The 14,612-nt window shown below is 70.7% G+C and carries 14 protein-coding genes and 1 tRNA gene; 5 read left to right on the top strand and 10 right to left on the bottom strand.

Translation table 11 applies throughout. From position 1 onward, the window contains the following. Positions 1-178: 178 nt before the first annotated feature. The 4 genes from OTB19_RS11000 (at position 179) to OTB19_RS10985 (ending at position 5,519) form a co-directional block, all read left to right on the top strand. A complete protein-coding gene (locus OTB19_RS11000) occupies positions 179-1,345 on the top strand; it encodes an HpcH/HpaI aldolase/citrate lyase family protein (RefSeq protein WP_267797878.1) in 1,167 nt (388 codons plus the stop codon). 83 nt (positions 1,346-1,428) lie between these two features. Then, the gene (locus OTB19_RS10995) at positions 1,429-4,023 is read left to right on the top strand and encodes a phosphoribosyltransferase (protein WP_420716827.1); all 2,595 of its coding nucleotides are present in this window, start codon (positions 1,429-1,431) and stop codon (positions 4,021-4,023) included. After that, entirely contained in the window at positions 4,020-4,841 is an 822-nt protein-coding gene (locus tag OTB19_RS10990) for an HAD family hydrolase (protein WP_267797877.1), read from the top strand. The genes OTB19_RS10995 and OTB19_RS10990 overlap by 4 nt, the downstream gene beginning before the upstream one ends. Positions 4,842-4,859: 18 nt before the next feature. Next, positions 4,860-5,519, top strand: a complete 660-nt coding sequence (locus OTB19_RS10985; protein WP_267797876.1) for an O-methyltransferase — start codon at positions 4,860-4,862, stop codon at positions 5,517-5,519. 76 nt (positions 5,520-5,595) lie between these two features. Here OTB19_RS10985 and OTB19_RS10980 read toward each other — a convergent pair whose 3' ends face one another. The 3 genes from OTB19_RS10980 to OTB19_RS10970 all read right to left on the bottom strand — a co-directional run bounded on the left by OTB19_RS10980 (position 5,596) and on the right by OTB19_RS10970 (position 7,968). Continuing rightward, a complete protein-coding gene (locus OTB19_RS10980) occupies positions 5,596-5,817 on the bottom strand; it encodes an FmdB family zinc ribbon protein (protein WP_267797875.1) in 222 nt (73 codons plus the stop codon). Positions 5,818-5,929: 112 nt separating this feature from the next. After that, positions 5,930-6,484: a DUF4383 domain-containing protein gene (locus OTB19_RS10975; RefSeq protein ID WP_267797874.1), complete on the bottom strand. Its 555-nt coding sequence runs from the start codon at positions 6,482-6,484 to the stop codon at positions 5,930-5,932. 239 nt (positions 6,485-6,723) lie between these two features. After that, on the bottom strand, positions 6,724-7,968 hold the full coding sequence (locus OTB19_RS10970) for a hypothetical protein (protein WP_267797873.1): 1,245 nt from the start codon (positions 7,966-7,968) through the stop codon (positions 6,724-6,726). A gap of 105 nt (positions 7,969-8,073) precedes the next feature. Here OTB19_RS10970 and OTB19_RS10965 point away from each other — a divergent pair. Further along, a tRNA-Val gene (locus tag OTB19_RS10965) sits at positions 8,074-8,145 on the top strand. Positions 8,146-8,436: 291 nt separating this feature from the next. Here OTB19_RS10965 and OTB19_RS10960 read toward each other — a convergent pair. The 7 genes from OTB19_RS10960 to OTB19_RS10930 all read right to left on the bottom strand — a co-directional run bounded on the left by OTB19_RS10960 (position 8,437) and on the right by OTB19_RS10930 (position 14,596). Further along, positions 8,437-9,477: a YgjP-like metallopeptidase domain-containing protein gene (locus OTB19_RS10960; protein ID WP_267797872.1), complete on the bottom strand. Its 1,041-nt coding sequence runs from the start codon at positions 9,475-9,477 to the stop codon at positions 8,437-8,439. 80 nt (positions 9,478-9,557) lie between these two features. After that, the gene (locus tag OTB19_RS10955) at positions 9,558-10,019 is read right to left on the bottom strand and encodes a hypothetical protein (RefSeq protein WP_267797871.1); all 462 of its coding nucleotides are present in this window, start codon (positions 10,017-10,019) and stop codon (positions 9,558-9,560) included. Positions 10,020-10,078: 59 nt separating this feature from the next. After that, positions 10,079-11,626, bottom strand: a complete 1,548-nt coding sequence (locus tag OTB19_RS10950; RefSeq protein WP_267797870.1) for a ParB/RepB/Spo0J family partition protein — start codon at positions 11,624-11,626, stop codon at positions 10,079-10,081. A gap of 61 nt (positions 11,627-11,687) precedes the next feature. Continuing rightward, entirely contained in the window at positions 11,688-12,245 is a 558-nt protein-coding gene (locus tag OTB19_RS10945) for a hypothetical protein (RefSeq protein ID WP_267797869.1), read from the bottom strand. Between the two features lie 37 nt (positions 12,246-12,282). Further along, entirely contained in the window at positions 12,283-12,642 is a 360-nt protein-coding gene (locus OTB19_RS10940) for a hypothetical protein (protein ID WP_267797868.1), read from the bottom strand. A gap of 110 nt (positions 12,643-12,752) precedes the next feature. After that, positions 12,753-13,541 (bottom strand): phosphoadenosine phosphosulfate reductase, encoded by a 789-nt coding sequence (locus OTB19_RS10935; protein WP_267797867.1) that lies wholly within the window; start codon positions 13,539-13,541, stop codon positions 12,753-12,755. Next, positions 13,538-14,596, bottom strand: coding sequence for an N-6 DNA methylase (locus OTB19_RS10930; RefSeq protein ID WP_267797866.1), 1,059 nt, complete (start codon positions 14,594-14,596; stop codon positions 13,538-13,540). The genes OTB19_RS10935 and OTB19_RS10930 overlap by 4 nt, the downstream gene beginning before the upstream one ends. Between the last annotated feature and the right edge of the window lie 16 nt (positions 14,597-14,612).

Here is a 14,612-nt window from a genome sequence, read left to right as displayed (position 1 = left end):
TCCCGGACATGACCTGGACAATGCGGCCCCCCGTAGGCCCTTGTACCGAACGCAAGAGCTGGGCATGGTGCAAGAGGGTTACCTGAACTTCATGTGCTTGAGGAACTCTTGACTCAGGTTCGTACGTACTATTACCGGCCACGCAAGTTGGGCCGCCAAAGCAGTACGGGGGAAGCACATGCGTCACTTCGGGCACATTTCGCCCACGGTCCGCAAGGACCTCTTCCACCAGGAGCCGGTCGAGTTCACCGCCGCCTCCCCCTCCCGCCTGCTCTCCGCCGCACTCGGCGCCACCCTCTACAGCCCCGCCACCCGGCCCCACCTCGCCGCCGACATCCGCAAACAGGCCGCCCGCGGAGTCCTCTCCATGGTCCTCTGCCTGGAGGATTCCATCAGCGACGCCGAGGTCGGATCCGGCGAGATCAACCTGATCCGACAGTTCGAGGCACTCGACGCACAGGACGACGAGCTCCCCCTGCTCTTCATCCGCGTCCGCACGCCCGAGCAGATTCCCGACCTGGTGCGCCGGCTCGGCGGCACGGCCCGGCACCTGGCCGGATTCGTACTTCCGAAGTTCACCGAATCCCGGGGTACGGCCTTCCTCGACGCCGTGGTCGAAGCCGAGAGCCGCCACGGCATGTCCCGCCTGTATGCCATGCCCGTCCTGGAAACCCCCGACCTGCTGCACCTGGAAACCCGCGTCGAGGCCCTCGCCGGCATCTCCCGCACGGTCAACCGCCACCGCGAGCACGTCCTGGCCCTGCGCCTGGGCGTCACCGACTTCTGCTCCGCGTACGGACTGCGCCGCACCCCGGACATGACCGCCTACGACGTGCAGATCGTCGCGGGGGTCATCGCCGACGTGGTCAACGTGCTCAGCAGGGCCGACGGCACCGGCTTCACCGTCACCGGACCCGTCTGGGAGTACTTCCGCAGCCAGCAGCGCCTCTTCAAGCCGCAGCTTCGGCGCAGCCCCTTCCTGGAGGAGGGCGTCGAGGAACTGCGCACCGCCCTGATCGAACACGACCTGGACGGCCTGCTGCGCGAGATCGAGCTCGACCGGGCCAACGGGCTGCTGGGCAAGACCTGCATCCACCCCGCGCACGTCACGCCCGTCCACGCCCTGTCCGTCGTCTCCCACGAGGAATTCAGCGACGCCCAGGACATCCTGCGCCCCGAGCGCGGCGGCGGCGGCGTGATGCGTTCCGCCTACACGAACAAGATGAACGAGGTGAAGCCCCACCGGGCCTGGGCCGAGCGCACCATGCTGCGCGCGGAGGTCTTCGGTGTGGCGCGCGAAGAGGTCGGCTTCGTCGACCTGCTCACGGCCGGGCTCCAGGTGTGAGACCGCCCGTGACCGCCGACAATCTTCAAGACGTTCGAGATGTTCGAGACGTCCGAGGCGTTAAGGACGAGAGAGGAAAGACGATCGAAGAGGTGTGGTCGGGAACCTGGGTCGCGGACCGGCTGGGCGTCAGCCTGGAACAGGGCGAGGACGGCGGAGCGTCGGGCTCCGCGGGTTCTGCGGGCGGCTCTGCGGGTTCCGCGGGAGCGTCCGGGTCGTCCGGGGAGCCGCCGCTGGAGGAGCTGCTCGGGCTCGCGCTGCGGCGCAACCCCAAGCGGGCCCACCTGCTGGTCTCCCGGGTCCTGGGCAAGCACGTGCCGCAGTCCCCGGCGGTCGTGCACGGCGCCGGGTTCGGCCTCGGGCAACGGGTGAGGGAACTCCTCGGTGACGACGCCGCCGCCGACGCGGTCGTCCTCGGGTACGCCGAGACCGCCACCGGGCTCGGCCACAGCGTCGCCGACGGCCTCGGGCTCGCCCCGTACCTGCACTCCACCCGCCGCCCCGTGGCCGGCGTGGCGCAGGCCGGCGGCTTCGAGGAGGCCCACTCGCACGCCTCCTCGCACCTGCTGCTGCCCGAGGATCCGCGGCTGCTGGCCGGCAGCGGTCCGCTGGTCCTCGTCGACGACGAGTTCTCCACCGGCAACACGGTCCTGAACACCATCCGCGACCTGCACGCCCGCCACCCGCGCGGGCACTACGTCGTGGTCGCCCTCGTGGACATGCGTTCCGCGGCCGACCGCGGCCGGCTCGACGCGTTCGCCGCCGAGCTGGGAGCCCGGGTCGACCTCGTCGCCCTGGCCTCCGGGACCGTGCGACTTCCCGACGGGGTGCTGGCCAAGGGGCAGGCGCTGGTCGAGGAGCACGAGACGACCGAGGACGCCGCCGCTTCGGGCGTCGACGGGTCCGCCGCCCCCGTCCGGCGGGTCGCACTGGACTGGCCCGCCGGGGTGCCCGACGGCGGCCGGCACGGTTTCACCCCCGCGCACCGCGCCCGGCTGGAGGCCGCCCTGCCCGCCCTCGCCGAGCGGCTCGCCGAGGCCCTGGACGAGGCCCCGGACGCGGTTTCGGGCTCGGGCTCGGAGTCGGGGCCGCGCTCGGCGCCCGTACGGGTCCTCGTCCTCGGCAACGAGGAGCTGATGTACGCGCCGCTGCGGCTCGCGCTGGCCCTGGAGGAGTCCTGGGCCACCCGTCCCGCGCCCGGCACCGGGGCCCCCCGCGAGGTCCGCTTCTCCACGACCACCCGCTCGCCCGTGCTCGCCGTCGACGACGCCGGCTACGCCATCCGCAGCCGCCTGGTCTTCCCGGCGCACGACGCCCCGGCCGACGGGCCGGGCGACCGCTACGCCTACAACGTCCTCGACACCGCGGGCGGTGGCTTCGACGCCGTCGTCGCCGTCGTCGACTCCCACGGCGACACCGCCGCCCTGCACGCCCCCGACGGGCTCCTGGCCCGGCTCGCCCCGCACACCGGGCGGGTCCTGCTGGCCGTCGTACCGTCGTACATCCCCGCCACCCCGTCCGAGCGGCAGGAGCCGATCATGACCGAGCCCCTGCGCGGGCCCGCCTTCTCCTCCTACGCGGCCGAGGACGTCGGCTGGTTGCTCCAGGACTTCTCCGACGTGGAACTGGAGGCCCCGACCGAGGAACGCGAGGAGGCCATCCAGGCGGGCGGCGCGCACTACGCCGAGTCCCTGCCCGTGGAGTACCAGCCGTCCCCCGCGTACCAGGAGCTGTACCAGAGCGCGCTGACCGCCTCCGCGGCCCGCATCGCCCGCGCCGTCGGCACCGTCACCGAAACCGTCCTCGCGGAGCGCTCCCCGTCCCCGGTCCTGGTCTCCCTGGCCCGCGCGGGCACCCCCGTCGGCGTCCTGATGCGCCGCTGGGCCCAGACCCGGCACGGCCTCGACCTGCCGCACTACGCCGTGTCCATCGTCCGCGGCCGCGGCATCGACGCCAACGCGCTGCGCTGGCTGGCCGCCCACCACGACCCCGCCGACATCGTCTTCGTCGACGGCTGGACGGGCAAGGGCGCCATCACACGCGAACTCGCCGCAGCTCTCGCGGAGTTCGACGGCTTCAACCCGGAGATCGTGGTCCTCGCCGACCCCGGCTCCTGCGTGCCCACGTACGGCACCCGCGAGGACTTCCTCATACCCTCCGCCTGCCTCAACTCCACCGTCTCCGGCCTCATCTCCCGCACGGTGCTCCGCTCCGACCTGGTCGGCCCCACCGACTTCCACGGCGCGAAGTTCTACCGCGAACTCGCCGGAGCCGACGTCTCCGTCGACTTCGTCGACACCGTCGCCGCGCACTTCGACGCGGTGGCCGACTCCGTCGACGACGAGGTCAAGGAACTGCTCGCCGCCGACCGGACCCCCACCTGGGTGGGCTGGGCGGCCGTGGAACGCATCAGCGAGGAGTACGGCATCCACGACGTGAACCTGGTCAAGCCCGGCGTGGGCGAGACCACGCGGGTGCTCCTGCGCCGGGTTCCGTGGAAGATCCTGGCGCAGCGCGGCGCCGGGGCAGACCTCGACCACGTACGCCTGCTCGCGGAGCAGCGGGGGGTGCCGGTCGAGGAAGTCGACGGGCTGCCCTACACGTGCGTGGGTCTCATCCACCCTCGTTTCACGCGCGGCGCCACCGGCGCCGACGGAAAGGCTGTGTCCGCCAAGTGACCGTCCTCGTAGCCAGTGACCTCGACCGTACGCTCATCTACTCCACGGCCGCGCTCGCGCTGACCATGCCCGACCCGGTGGCCCCCCGGCTGCTGTGCGTGGAAGTGCACGAGCACAAGCCGCTGTCGTACATGACGGAGACGGCGGCGGGGCTGCTGACGGAGCTGTCCGCGGACCCGGGCGTCGTCTTCGTGCCGACCACGACGCGCACGCGCAAGCAGTACCAGCGGATTCGCTTCCCCGGCCGCCCGGCGAAGTACGCGATCTGCGCCAACGGCGGACAACTGCTCGTCGACGGGATCCCGGACCGGGACTGGCGCCGGGACGTCGCGACGCGGCTGGCCGAGGAGTGCGCCCCCCTGGACGAGGTCCACGCCCACCTGCTGGCCACCGCGGACCCGGCGTGGCTGCGCAAGGCGCGCATCGCCGAGGACCTGTTCGCGTACCTGGTCGTCGAGCGGGACCTGGTACCGCCGGAGTGGCTCAAGGCGCTGGCGGAGTGGGCCGACGCCCGCGGCTGGACGGTGTCCCTCCAGGGCCGCAAGATCTACGCGGTTCCGCGCCCGCTGACCAAGAGCGCGGCCATGCGGGAGGTGGCCCGGCGAACGGGCGCGACCACGACGCTGGCCGCCGGCGACTCGCTGCTGGACGCCGACCTGCTGCTCGCCGCAGACCGCGGGTGGCGACCGGGACACGGCGAACTCGCCGACGCCGGCTGGAACGCGCCGTCCGTCACCGCCCTGACCGTGGCGGGCGTCCTCGCCGGCGAGGAAATCGTCCGGGTTTTCGGGCGAGCGACCGGTACGGCGGGCCGCTGACTCGGCAGACTGGTGCCCATGACCAAGGGCAACAGCACCAAGATCACCGATGAGCTGTACCGCTACGTGCTCGCGCACAACCCCCCGCTGGACGCGGTCCAGCGGGGGCTCGTCGCGACCACCTACGAGAAGTTCCCGGACAGTGCCGGGATGCAGTCGGCCGAGGAACAGGGGCCGCTGCTGGCCTTCCTGGTCCGACTGACCGGCGCCCGACACATCGTCGAGGTGGGTACCTTCACCGGCTTCTCCTCCCTGTCGATGGCACAGGCGCTGCCGGCGGACGGCAAGCTGATCGCCTGCGACGTCTCGGAGGAGTGGACGGCGTACGGGCGCGAGGCCTGGGAGGCCGCGGGCGTCGCCGACCGGGTCGAACTGCGGATCGGCAAGGCACTGGACACCCTGTCGGCCATGCCGAGGGAACCCCACATCGACATGGCCTACGTGGACGCCGACAAGGAGAGCCAGATCGCCTACTGGGAGGAACTCGTGCCGAGGCTGCGGCCCGGCGGGCTGATCGTCACCGACAACACGCTGTTCCACGGGTCCGTGCTCGACGCATCCGCCACGGGCTCGGCGGCGGGCGTCCGCGCGTTCAACGAACACGTACGGGCGGACACCCGGATGGAATCCGTGCTGCTGGCCATCTCGGACGGACTGACGCTGTCGCGCAAGGCCTGACGCTGTCGCGGAGGCGTGACGATACTGCGCAGGGCGCGGCCTGAGCGGCGTAGGGCTTTGGCGTAGGGCGGCGGTGTCAGCCGCAGCCACCTCCGCCGCAGCAGCCGCCTCCGCCTCCACCCATGGGGGCGGGGGCGGGCGCGCCGCCCGAGGAACCGCCGACGGCGACGGCGGAGAGCAGCTTCACGGTGTCGGCGTGCCCGGCGGGGCAGTCGGCGGGGGCGGACGACTCGGCCATCGGACGACTCACCTCGAAGGTGTCGTCGCAGGTCCGGCAGCGGTATTCGTAACGAGGCATGCGGACAGGCTACGCAGTGCGCGGGCCGTCCGGTATCCCACCACGGGCGTACGCACCGCCGGTTTGCCCACAGGCTTCCCCACCAGGGGGCCCTCCGCTTTCCCCACCGGGGCTATCCGCGGAATCCGCTCCTCGAACGCGCCCGCTCCTCGCGGGCCGCCTCCTCGGGGTGGCGCGCACGCCAGTACGGATTGTCGTGCGGCAACGCGCTGCCCACCCGCCCGTACATCCCGAACCACATCAGCATCACGCCGACCACGAAGCTGAACAGCACGTTCGGGATGTGGAAGGCCAGGAAGTTCATCCCGGTGTCCAACAGCGCGAGGTTCACGAACCCGCTCGCGATGAACAGCACGCCCAGCACGATGTTCAGCGTCGAGGCGAAGTTCCCGCCCACGACCATCCCGCCGATCAGCAGCAACCCCACGAGGATCGACAGGACGCTCAACGCCCCGTTCGTGTTCAGCGTGAGAACCGTGTCGCCGCCCGTGTCGAAGAAACCGATCCGGTCGATCAACCCCAGGATCCCGAAGACGATCAACAGCACCCCGGTCAGACCCGCGCCCACCCGGTACACCTTGCTCAACCGGTGATCCACGGGAAGGTGCTCGTCCAGCCGGGTACGGACCGGCCGACGCACGCGCGGCCCCGTATGGGTGGTGGCCATGATCGGGCCTCCTCTGCCTCGGATGCCCCGGACCGCACGCCCGGAGACCGCAGCCGCAGGTACTACCCCCACCCACCAGCATCCGCCGCCCGGCCGCCCCCGACAACCTCGGCGCGTCGCGCATGCGCGCCGCGCACGGGGCGAGACGGCTCAGGGCGAGTGCTGCTCAGGGGCGGGTGACCAGGGGCGAGTGCTGCTCAGGGGAGAGTGCTCAGGGGCGACCGATCAGGGGTGGCGGCTCATCCGTGGCCGCGCTGTTCCCGGATGTCGGCGACCACCCGGTTCACGGACGCACGCACCCCCTCCATCTCCTGAAGGAAATGCCAGTAGTCCGGATGCCGCCCCTCCAACCCCGCGAGCGCCCGGTCCATCCGCGCCACCGACTCGTCCAACGGCCCCGCGTGCCGCGGATCGGGCACACTGCGGCCCTCCATCGCCAGCCGCTGCGCATCCCGGATCGCGAACCGCGTCCGCCGCACCTCGTCCTGCGGATCCCGCGCCACCGCCTCCAACACCGTCAACCGGTCCTGCGCAGCCGACACCGCCTCGTCGGTCACGTCCAACGAACTTCGCACCGCCTCGATCAACGCCGCCACGTCCGACCACCGCTGCTCGTCCCGCGCCCGGCCCGCCTCGACGAGCCGCTCCTCCGCCTGCGCGACCTCCCGCACCGCCTGGTCGGGCACGTGCTGGAGGTCCTGCCAACACGCCGCCGAGAACCGCCGCCGCAACTCGCTGAGCACCGGATCCACCCGGTCCGCCCGATTGCGCAACGCCTGCGCCCGGGTCCGCAGACTCACCAGCCGCCGATCGATCTCGGCCGCCCGCTCCGGCAACCGCGCCGCCTCGGCCCGTATCCCCTCCGCGTCCCGAAGGATCCGGTCCGCCCGCCGCACCGTCTCCTGCACCCCGTGCAGGGCGGCGCCCTGGTTCAACTTGGTCAGCTCCGGACCCAGCGCCGCCAACCGCGCCGCCAGATCGTCCGCCCGCATCCCCTTGCCGCGCACCTCGTCCAACGCGTTGCTCGCCGCCAGCAGCGCGGCCTTCGCCCGCTCCCGCGCCGGCGCCACCCGCGCCAACTGCGTCTCCGCCTTGTCCAACAGCGGCCGCAACCCCTGCTCGAACCGCTCCAGCTCACCCTTGACCCGGATCAGCTCGTCCCGGGCCCGCGTCAGCTCCTGCGTCGCCCTCGCCGCGACCGAGGCCTCCAGCTCGACCCGGTCCAGGTCGTGAGCGTCCACCGCCTCGATGTACACATGGCTGACCTCGTCGATCCGCCGCCCGAGCGCGGCGAACCCCTCCGTCGCCCGCAACGCGTCCGGCGAACCGTCCGCCGCCGCGATCGTCTCGATCGAGATCCGAAGATCCCGCTGCGCCGTGTCCAGGTCGTAGAACGCCGCCGCGGCGGCATCCTTCGCCGCCTGCGCGTCCGCCCGCCGACTCTCGTCCCGCCCGCCGAACCACCGCCGGGATGCCGTCGTCACAATCCCTCTCCCGTGCCGCGTCCGCCATGCCCCGCTCCATTCTCCCCCACGACAACGGGTTTGCGTGGGGGGTGCGCCCGCCATGTAGGCTGTCCACTCATCCACGGGTGCGTAGCTCAGGGGTAGAGCGCTGCTCTTACAAAGCAGATGTCGGCGGTTCGAAACCGTCCGCGCCCACCGTGCCTGACCAGGCATTTCTTTATGAACGGGCCTCCGGAGAACTCTCCAGGGGTCCGTTTTGTGTCTCCCGGGGGACAAACGGGGGACAGACCGGATTGCCGGGGATCTCTGCGGTCTCTGTCGGTGATGTGGAGCCCTTGTGCTTGGCCGCTGTCGAATGCATCTCCCAGCGGACGAGCCTTCTGCGTCCCCCCTCCATCGCCGCCGTTCGGCTGCGGGCATGGGGCGGGCCTGCGACCAGCAGCAACGGGAAGTCCTGACTACCGCTCAGAATTCGCAGTGCCTTTCTCAACCGGGCAGGACCATGCGTTGCTGGGCGGGGTCCCAGACGCACTCGGCGTACAGCCGGTTGAGGTCGGGCTCGGCTCCTTCGTCGTCAGCGTTGCACGGGTCTGGGCGTCCGCTGGCGGGTTGGTAGTAGAAGCCGTACTCCCGGCATTCGTCGTCGCCGGGCCAGCGGCCGGTCCAGAGGGTGAGGCAGATGGTGCTGGGGTGATGGCAGGAGCTGCGCGGGGTGCCGGTGAAGGCGCAGCGGGCGAGGCCGCACCAGTTGGTGTGGAGGTTGTCGGGGCGTGCGTGGCACTTGGGGCAGGTGTCGGTGGTGGTGGGGTCGGTGGGGGGCTCGGGGTCGGGGGTGAGTTGGATTCTGCCGAGCCAGAGGTTTTGGAGGTGGTGGTCGAGTTCTTTGCCATCGGCGATGGTGTGGAGGTCGAGGGTGCGGTGGAGGAGTTCGCGCAGGTGGATGGTGGGGAGTTGAGAGAGTGCCCAGTGGAGGGTGAGGGTGCCGTCCTTCGTTCGGGTGATCCATTGGGTTCGTGCTCGTTGGGAGACGGCGAGGGGGGTGTCTGGTTTGGTGGTGAGTCGCGTGATTCGGTGACCGTGGTTTTCCAGCCATTTTCTCGTCGTGTTGGCGTAAAGAGTTATGAGGGTTCGTCGCGCTTCGTCCGGATTTTGGGCTGCGCTCCGGTTGAGGTCGATGACGGGGCCGAGGTCGGGGTGGGTGTAGGCGGTGGCGGGGGTGGCGTCGTGGGTCCGGCGGGTGATCCGGAGGGTGTGGGGCCGGCCGAAGACGTTGAACTGCTCGCCGTTCTCGATCGTCTTCTCGGGGTTCTCGGGTGCGGTCTCGCAGAGGTGGGTGAGCTGCCTGTAGATCCATCTGCGTCGGCGGGTGACGAGGCTGCGGGCTTCCTCGTCGGTGGTGGTGTGGGGGCCTCGGACGATGATGTTGCCGGTGAGGACGACGTCGAGGTCGAGGGTGGTTCGGTGGCTGGTCTTGATGGTGATGGTGACGCCGTTGACGGTGATGTTTCGTTCGCGGATATAGGTCACTGCGTATGGGGCCTTTCCCTTGAGCTTATATCTAGATTCTACTATGAATGAGGTGGGGGTCAACTGGGCGGGACTGCCCCCTACCTCCCTCTCGACGTTGCCTCGGCAGAGGCCAGGCGGGAGCGGGCCACCTTCAGGGCGGCCCGGGTCGCGGTCGGCTTGGCCACCTGCCTCATCTCCAGGTCGCGAAGCCGCGCCACCTGCCTCTCGCAGTGCTCCAGTCGCTCCGCGTCGATGACGGCGCCCGGCCGGTGCGGTGAGGGCTTCCTCTTGCGGGTGACCTCCGTGCGCCTCTTCTGCGCGAAGGCCATGAACTCCGCTTCGCACACGTACTTGGTCCGGCGGGACTCCGGGCCGGTTTCCAGGACGAGCTTGGGGAAGTCGGGGTGCCGGATGGCCCAGTTGCTGACCGCCGACCGCGTCACCCCGGCGAGGTCGGCGCCGGCCGCGAGGTGGATCAGCTCCTCCTCCCTGCCCTGGAACTCGGGCCGGTGCCAGGTGGCCGGAGTGATGGTCTTCGTGGTGCTCGGGTGCTCGTGCACGGTCTGCCTTCGATGCGCCCGGCGGCGGCCTCTGTGAGGCCGCCGCCGGGGAGGGGGGATTACTTGCGGGACTTCTTCTTGGCGGGCTGGTGCTTCTTGATTCCCTCGGCGAGGATCTCGGCTTCGACCTCGCTCAGCTTGTAGCCCTGCTCCTTCAGGTAGCCGAGCCAGGTGACCGTGTCCTTGTCGACGTGGCGCCACGCCCCGTCGTGCATGACCTCGCTCTCGAACATCGCGGCCACCTGGGCCAGGAGCAGGCGCCAGCGGCGTGCCTTGGCCGTGGTCGCGATCAACGGCCCGTACGGGTCAGAAGCGCGGTCCCAGTGGCTGCGGTCCTCGTTGGGGTCCTTGACGCCGAGGAAGGCGCTGATGAGGTCCGTCTTGGGTCGGGACGCGGCCCGCCCGTACGCGGTCGAGGTCCCGGTGATCGTGGAGAGGATCAGGATCCAAGTCGCGTCGTTGGCCTCGCCGCCGGCCGCGCACAGCTGGCGGACGTACTCGTGGCGGACGTCGCGGGCAGTCCTCCAGGCCTTGTTGTAGCGCCGCACCTGCCGTACGGCCTCCAGCTGCTCGGGAGTCGACTTGGGGGCCTTGGCCGCGGCGGCCTTCTGGTCGGTCAGCTCGTGCTCGTATCGCTTCCAGTCGGTGCACAGCCACTCGACCTCGGTGTCACCGGGGACCATGGCGACGGCATGCCCCGGGCACTTCTGGTGCAGGTCTGCGGTCATCGGGTTGCCGATGTCGGTGACAAGGTCAGCGAGGGCCCGAGAGGTGCCGTGCTCGCGATGTGCGTTCCAGGCGACCACCGGGATGCCCTTGCTCTTGAACTCCTCGATGAGCCGGGTGCGTTCCTGCTCGTCCTTCTGCTTCTGTCGCAGTTCGGCGAGGGCGTGCGCCCAGTGGCCGCGTGAGGAGTCGCCTGCTTCCGTGTCCTTCTTCTTGGCCTGCTTGAGTGCGGTCAGGGCCCCGCCGAGGTTCTCGACCGAGTGGTAGTCGGCCATGTCCACGAGGTCGAAGGCGGCGGTGTTCGCCTCCCGCAGGGCGCGGGGACTGAGTTTGGCGGCCTGGGGGGCGGCGGCGACTTCCTCGGGCTTGATGCCGAGCGCGCGGGCGGCGCGCTGCTTGCGCATCTTGCCGACAGGCATGAGGGCCAGCTGCTCGGCTGCGTCGAGAACGTCGAGGGCTGTGGCCTGCTTGCGGTGGATGTTCTCGACCACCGACAGGGAGAGGGCTTCGTCATCGACGTCTCGCAGGTCGTCTCGGACGATGGCGGGGACGAGGCGGATGGGCTGGCCGGCGGCGAGGGCGTGTTCGGCGGCGATCACAGCGGCCTTCATGCGGCGCTGGCCGAAGACGACGCCGAGCAGCCCGTCCTGGGCGCCGGTCTGGGGGCGGAGCAGCAGGGGGGTGGTGACGCCGAACTCGATGACGGACTCGATGAGGGAGGCGTCGGGCTCGGTGCCGTTGTCGTCGTCTCCTCGGGCCTTGCGGTGGTTGAAGGCATCGACGACGAGCTCGCGGGGATCGACCCAGATGAAACGGCCTTCGAAGGCGTTCACCGTCGCGGTCGGGGCGAGGATGGTGGGTTCAATGGTGGTGGCAGTCATGGCTGTTGTCCTTCGGTCGGGGGTGCGGGCGGTGGGGCCGCCCGCACCGTGGGGGTGGTGATCAGACGGTGGCGGCGGTTGCCTTGGGCTTGCGGGCGGCCCGCTTGGGCGCGGTGGTGGCCGGTCGCCGCGGGGGTGCCTTCTTCGTCCGCGGGGCTGCCTTCTCCGGCTCGGGCGTAGCGGGTGGGGCGGTCTGGGGGGCCGGAGGCGCGGGCGGCTGCGGGACGCTCTCGGGGGCCGGTTCGGCTGCGGGCGCCTCTTGGGGCGGCGGGATGGGGGCGCCGTTGCTGCCGAGCTTGGGGCGGTGGCCGGCGAGGGAGGGGAGCAGGCGCTGTTCGATGGCGTTGATGAGGGTGTCGCTGGCGCCTTCGGTGTCGCTGAAGACGACTCCGGCGTTGTAGCGGGGGTGGTTGGGGCTGGTCAGGAAGGTCTGCGCGCCGATGCCGTCCCACAGGCGGCGGATGCCGATGGTGTGGCCTTCGGTGTGGTGGAACTCCACGGCCTGGTGGTCGGTGTTGTCGTCGGACTTGGTCCAGGCGTCGCCGAGGCGTTCGGATATGAGGTCGCCGAGGCGGAAGAGGTCGATGAGGGAGAGGCGGGCGGCGGTGTCGGTGGTCATGGGGCTGGTCTCCAAGAGGTGTGCTGGTGTGGGGTGTTCAGGGGGTGCGGCAGGCGGCGCGGATGATCGCGACGGCGTCGGCGGGCAGGCCGGTGAGGTGGCCGGCGGTGGTGTATCCGGCGAGGACGACTTCGCCCTGAATGGGGTGGGGCAGGGGGGTGGCGAGTTCGTGGACGGCGCGGGCGGCCGGGTGGTTGGGGGCCTGGTGGGAGCGGTGGGCGCGGGCGAGGATGACGATGTCGGGGCCGGTGGGGCGGCGGATGAAGTCGACGGCCTGGATGTTGTCGAGGAGGGCGCGGCCGATGGTCCGGATCTGCTGGTTGCGGTCGGGGCCGATGTCGAGTTCGCGGAGGTTTCCGGCGAGGTCGATTCGGATGGCGATTTCCGGGTCGGTCACGGGGTCGTTCCTTTCGTGTCGGCTGGTGGTTTTCCCCTCAGCTCTTACCTAAATTCTACTATGCATGGAGGGGGTGTCAATCGCATCACCGCAGGTCAGGGTGGGGGTGGCTACGTCATGCACCAGCCGGAATCGCAGCCCACGTCAAGCGGTAGCTCCTCCTGCGCTGCCCCCACGGCCTCCGTCAACGGGCGCCCGGCCCGCGTCAGGTAGACCGGATCCCGCCCGAGAGCCGCCCGCCGGGCGTTCAGGGTCTCCTCCAGTTCACAGGCCCGCTCAAAGAGCACCGGCCTGTCGCGCAGCAGTTCCGACCAGCCGGCCCGCGACTTCAGAGGGCAGAACCAGCACGCCGACTTCGCGGGTGCCTCCAGGCCCTCGTCTGCGATGACCGACAAGCAGTCGGCGCGCCGCATCCGCAGGTCCAGCAGCGGATAGGTGATGCGCTCGTACGACTCCACGCGCCGGTTCGACGCCCTGGAGATCTCGTCCAGGGATATCCCGATGCCCACCTCCGCCGGTGCCTGCGGGCTCGCGCCGTGCTCGCGCAGCCAGCGGCCCGTGACCGCGATCTTGAAATCCTTCGTGCACGAGCGAGTCCCCGGCGCCCCGTTCGACATCCTCACCGGGATCGGCAGGGACCGCGAGCCCGGCCGCATCAGGCGCCCCCACAGCGTCTCGCGGCGGCCGGTGCGCGTGACCCGGTCCAGGATGTGCAGGTCCAGACCGTTGGCTCGGGCGTACGGGGCGGCCACCCGGTCCACGTAGTCGAGGGTGCGCGGGTCCTCGGAGTCGTGACCCACGTTCGCGAAGAGGAAGCGCCGGTGAGGGATTTCGCGGCGGGCGGCCAGCACCATCAGTCCCATGCTCTGGGCGCCCCCGCCGAAACTGATCGTCTTCATGCGGCGATCTGTTCCACGAGGGCCTGCGTCCGGTTGAGGGCCGCGATGATCCTTGCCTTGCCGAGTACCTCGTCGCGGTGGGCGATGACCGCCTGGGCGTGTGTCATGGCGTCCTCGACGGCCCGCGCGTTGGACAGGGGGTTGTCGCAGGCGACCGTCACGCGCCTGCCCATGCCCCAGACGATCATGTTGACGGCTCCGCAGGCGGCGGCGATCTGGTCGATGTCGACCATCGACCACTGGAAGTCGGCCGGGTCGAAGCCGCGGTGGCGAAGCATCTGCGCGGCCGCGCGAAGCAGTCCGCCGCTCCCGCCGGCCGGGTCGTGGATGTGCTGGCCCGCCCTCGGGTCTTCCAGCGCCCACTGCGTCGTCAGGGATATCTCGGCCAGCACGTCCGCGACGGGCGGGGGCGTGTGGAACTCACCCAAACCCTGCCGGGCGCTGTTGCTGCGCAGCAACATCATCACGTGTGACAGGACATCGGTCTGCGCGCGCTCGTACGGGTCGGGGTGCCCGGTCAGGTCGAGGATGCCGCCCTTCAGTGCGGCCCGGGTGACGCACTTGACGGCATAGACCCGGTCCTTGGTGGGGGCCTTCGTGTCGTTGAGCCACTCGTGCAGCACGCGGGCACGGTCGATCAGGTCGGGCCGGTGGGCCCAGTGCTGGGCCCAGATCTGTCGGTACATCTCGATCAGCTCGACTCCGTCGAGGCCGAGGATCTGCGCCTGGAGGCTGGGGCCGGCGGCGTCCCTCTGCCGGATGAGGGCGAGGGCGGCGACGAGTCCGATCGGCACGGCGATGTCCGACCCGCCGTGAGCGCGGTGCCAGGCGTCGGTGACGGCCTCGCCGAGGGCGAAGGCCTTCGAGTGCAGGTCGTGGGAGCGGGCAGGCCTGGGCCTGTGGTCGCTCTCGCGCGGCGGCGTGATGATCCTGGCCGCTTCGGGGCGGGTGGCCCGAGGCGCGGCGGCGGTGAACGTCGCGGGTGCGGGTGCGGGTGCGGGTGCGGGTGCAGGCTCGGGGTCGGCGCTGGCGAAGAGGTCGAGTTGCAGGGACACGGTTTCTCCATGGGTG

Origin of the sequence: Streptomyces sp. H27-H5, assembly GCF_026627505.1 — a bacterium.
Taxonomy (GTDB): domain Bacteria; phylum Actinomycetota; class Actinomycetes; order Streptomycetales; family Streptomycetaceae; genus Streptomyces.
This window is presented reverse-complemented; position numbering and strand designations above follow the sequence as displayed.

Bases quoted from the DNA above. Each gene is read 5' to 3' on its own strand.
- OTB19_RS10950 (WP_267797870.1), bottom strand. From the start codon at position 11,626: ATGACTGCCACCACCATTGAACCCACCATCCTCGCCCCGACCGCGACG.
- OTB19_RS10985 (WP_267797876.1), top strand. From the start codon at position 4,860: ATGACCAAGGGCAACAGCACCAAGATCACCGATGAGCTGTACCGCTAC.
- OTB19_RS10945 (WP_267797869.1), bottom strand. From the start codon at position 12,245: ATGACCACCGACACCGCCGCCCGCCTCTCCCTCATCGACCTCTTCCGC.
- OTB19_RS10975 (WP_267797874.1), bottom strand. From the start codon at position 6,484: ATGGCCACCACCCATACGGGGCCGCGCGTGCGTCGGCCGGTCCGTACC.
- OTB19_RS10980 (WP_267797875.1), bottom strand. From the start codon at position 5,817: ATGCCTCGTTACGAATACCGCTGCCGGACCTGCGACGACACCTTCGAG.
- OTB19_RS10935 (WP_267797867.1), bottom strand. From the start codon at position 13,541: ATGAAGACGATCAGTTTCGGCGGGGGCGCCCAGAGCATGGGACTGATG.
- OTB19_RS11000 (WP_267797878.1), top strand. From the start codon at position 179: ATGCGTCACTTCGGGCACATTTCGCCCACGGTCCGCAAGGACCTCTTC.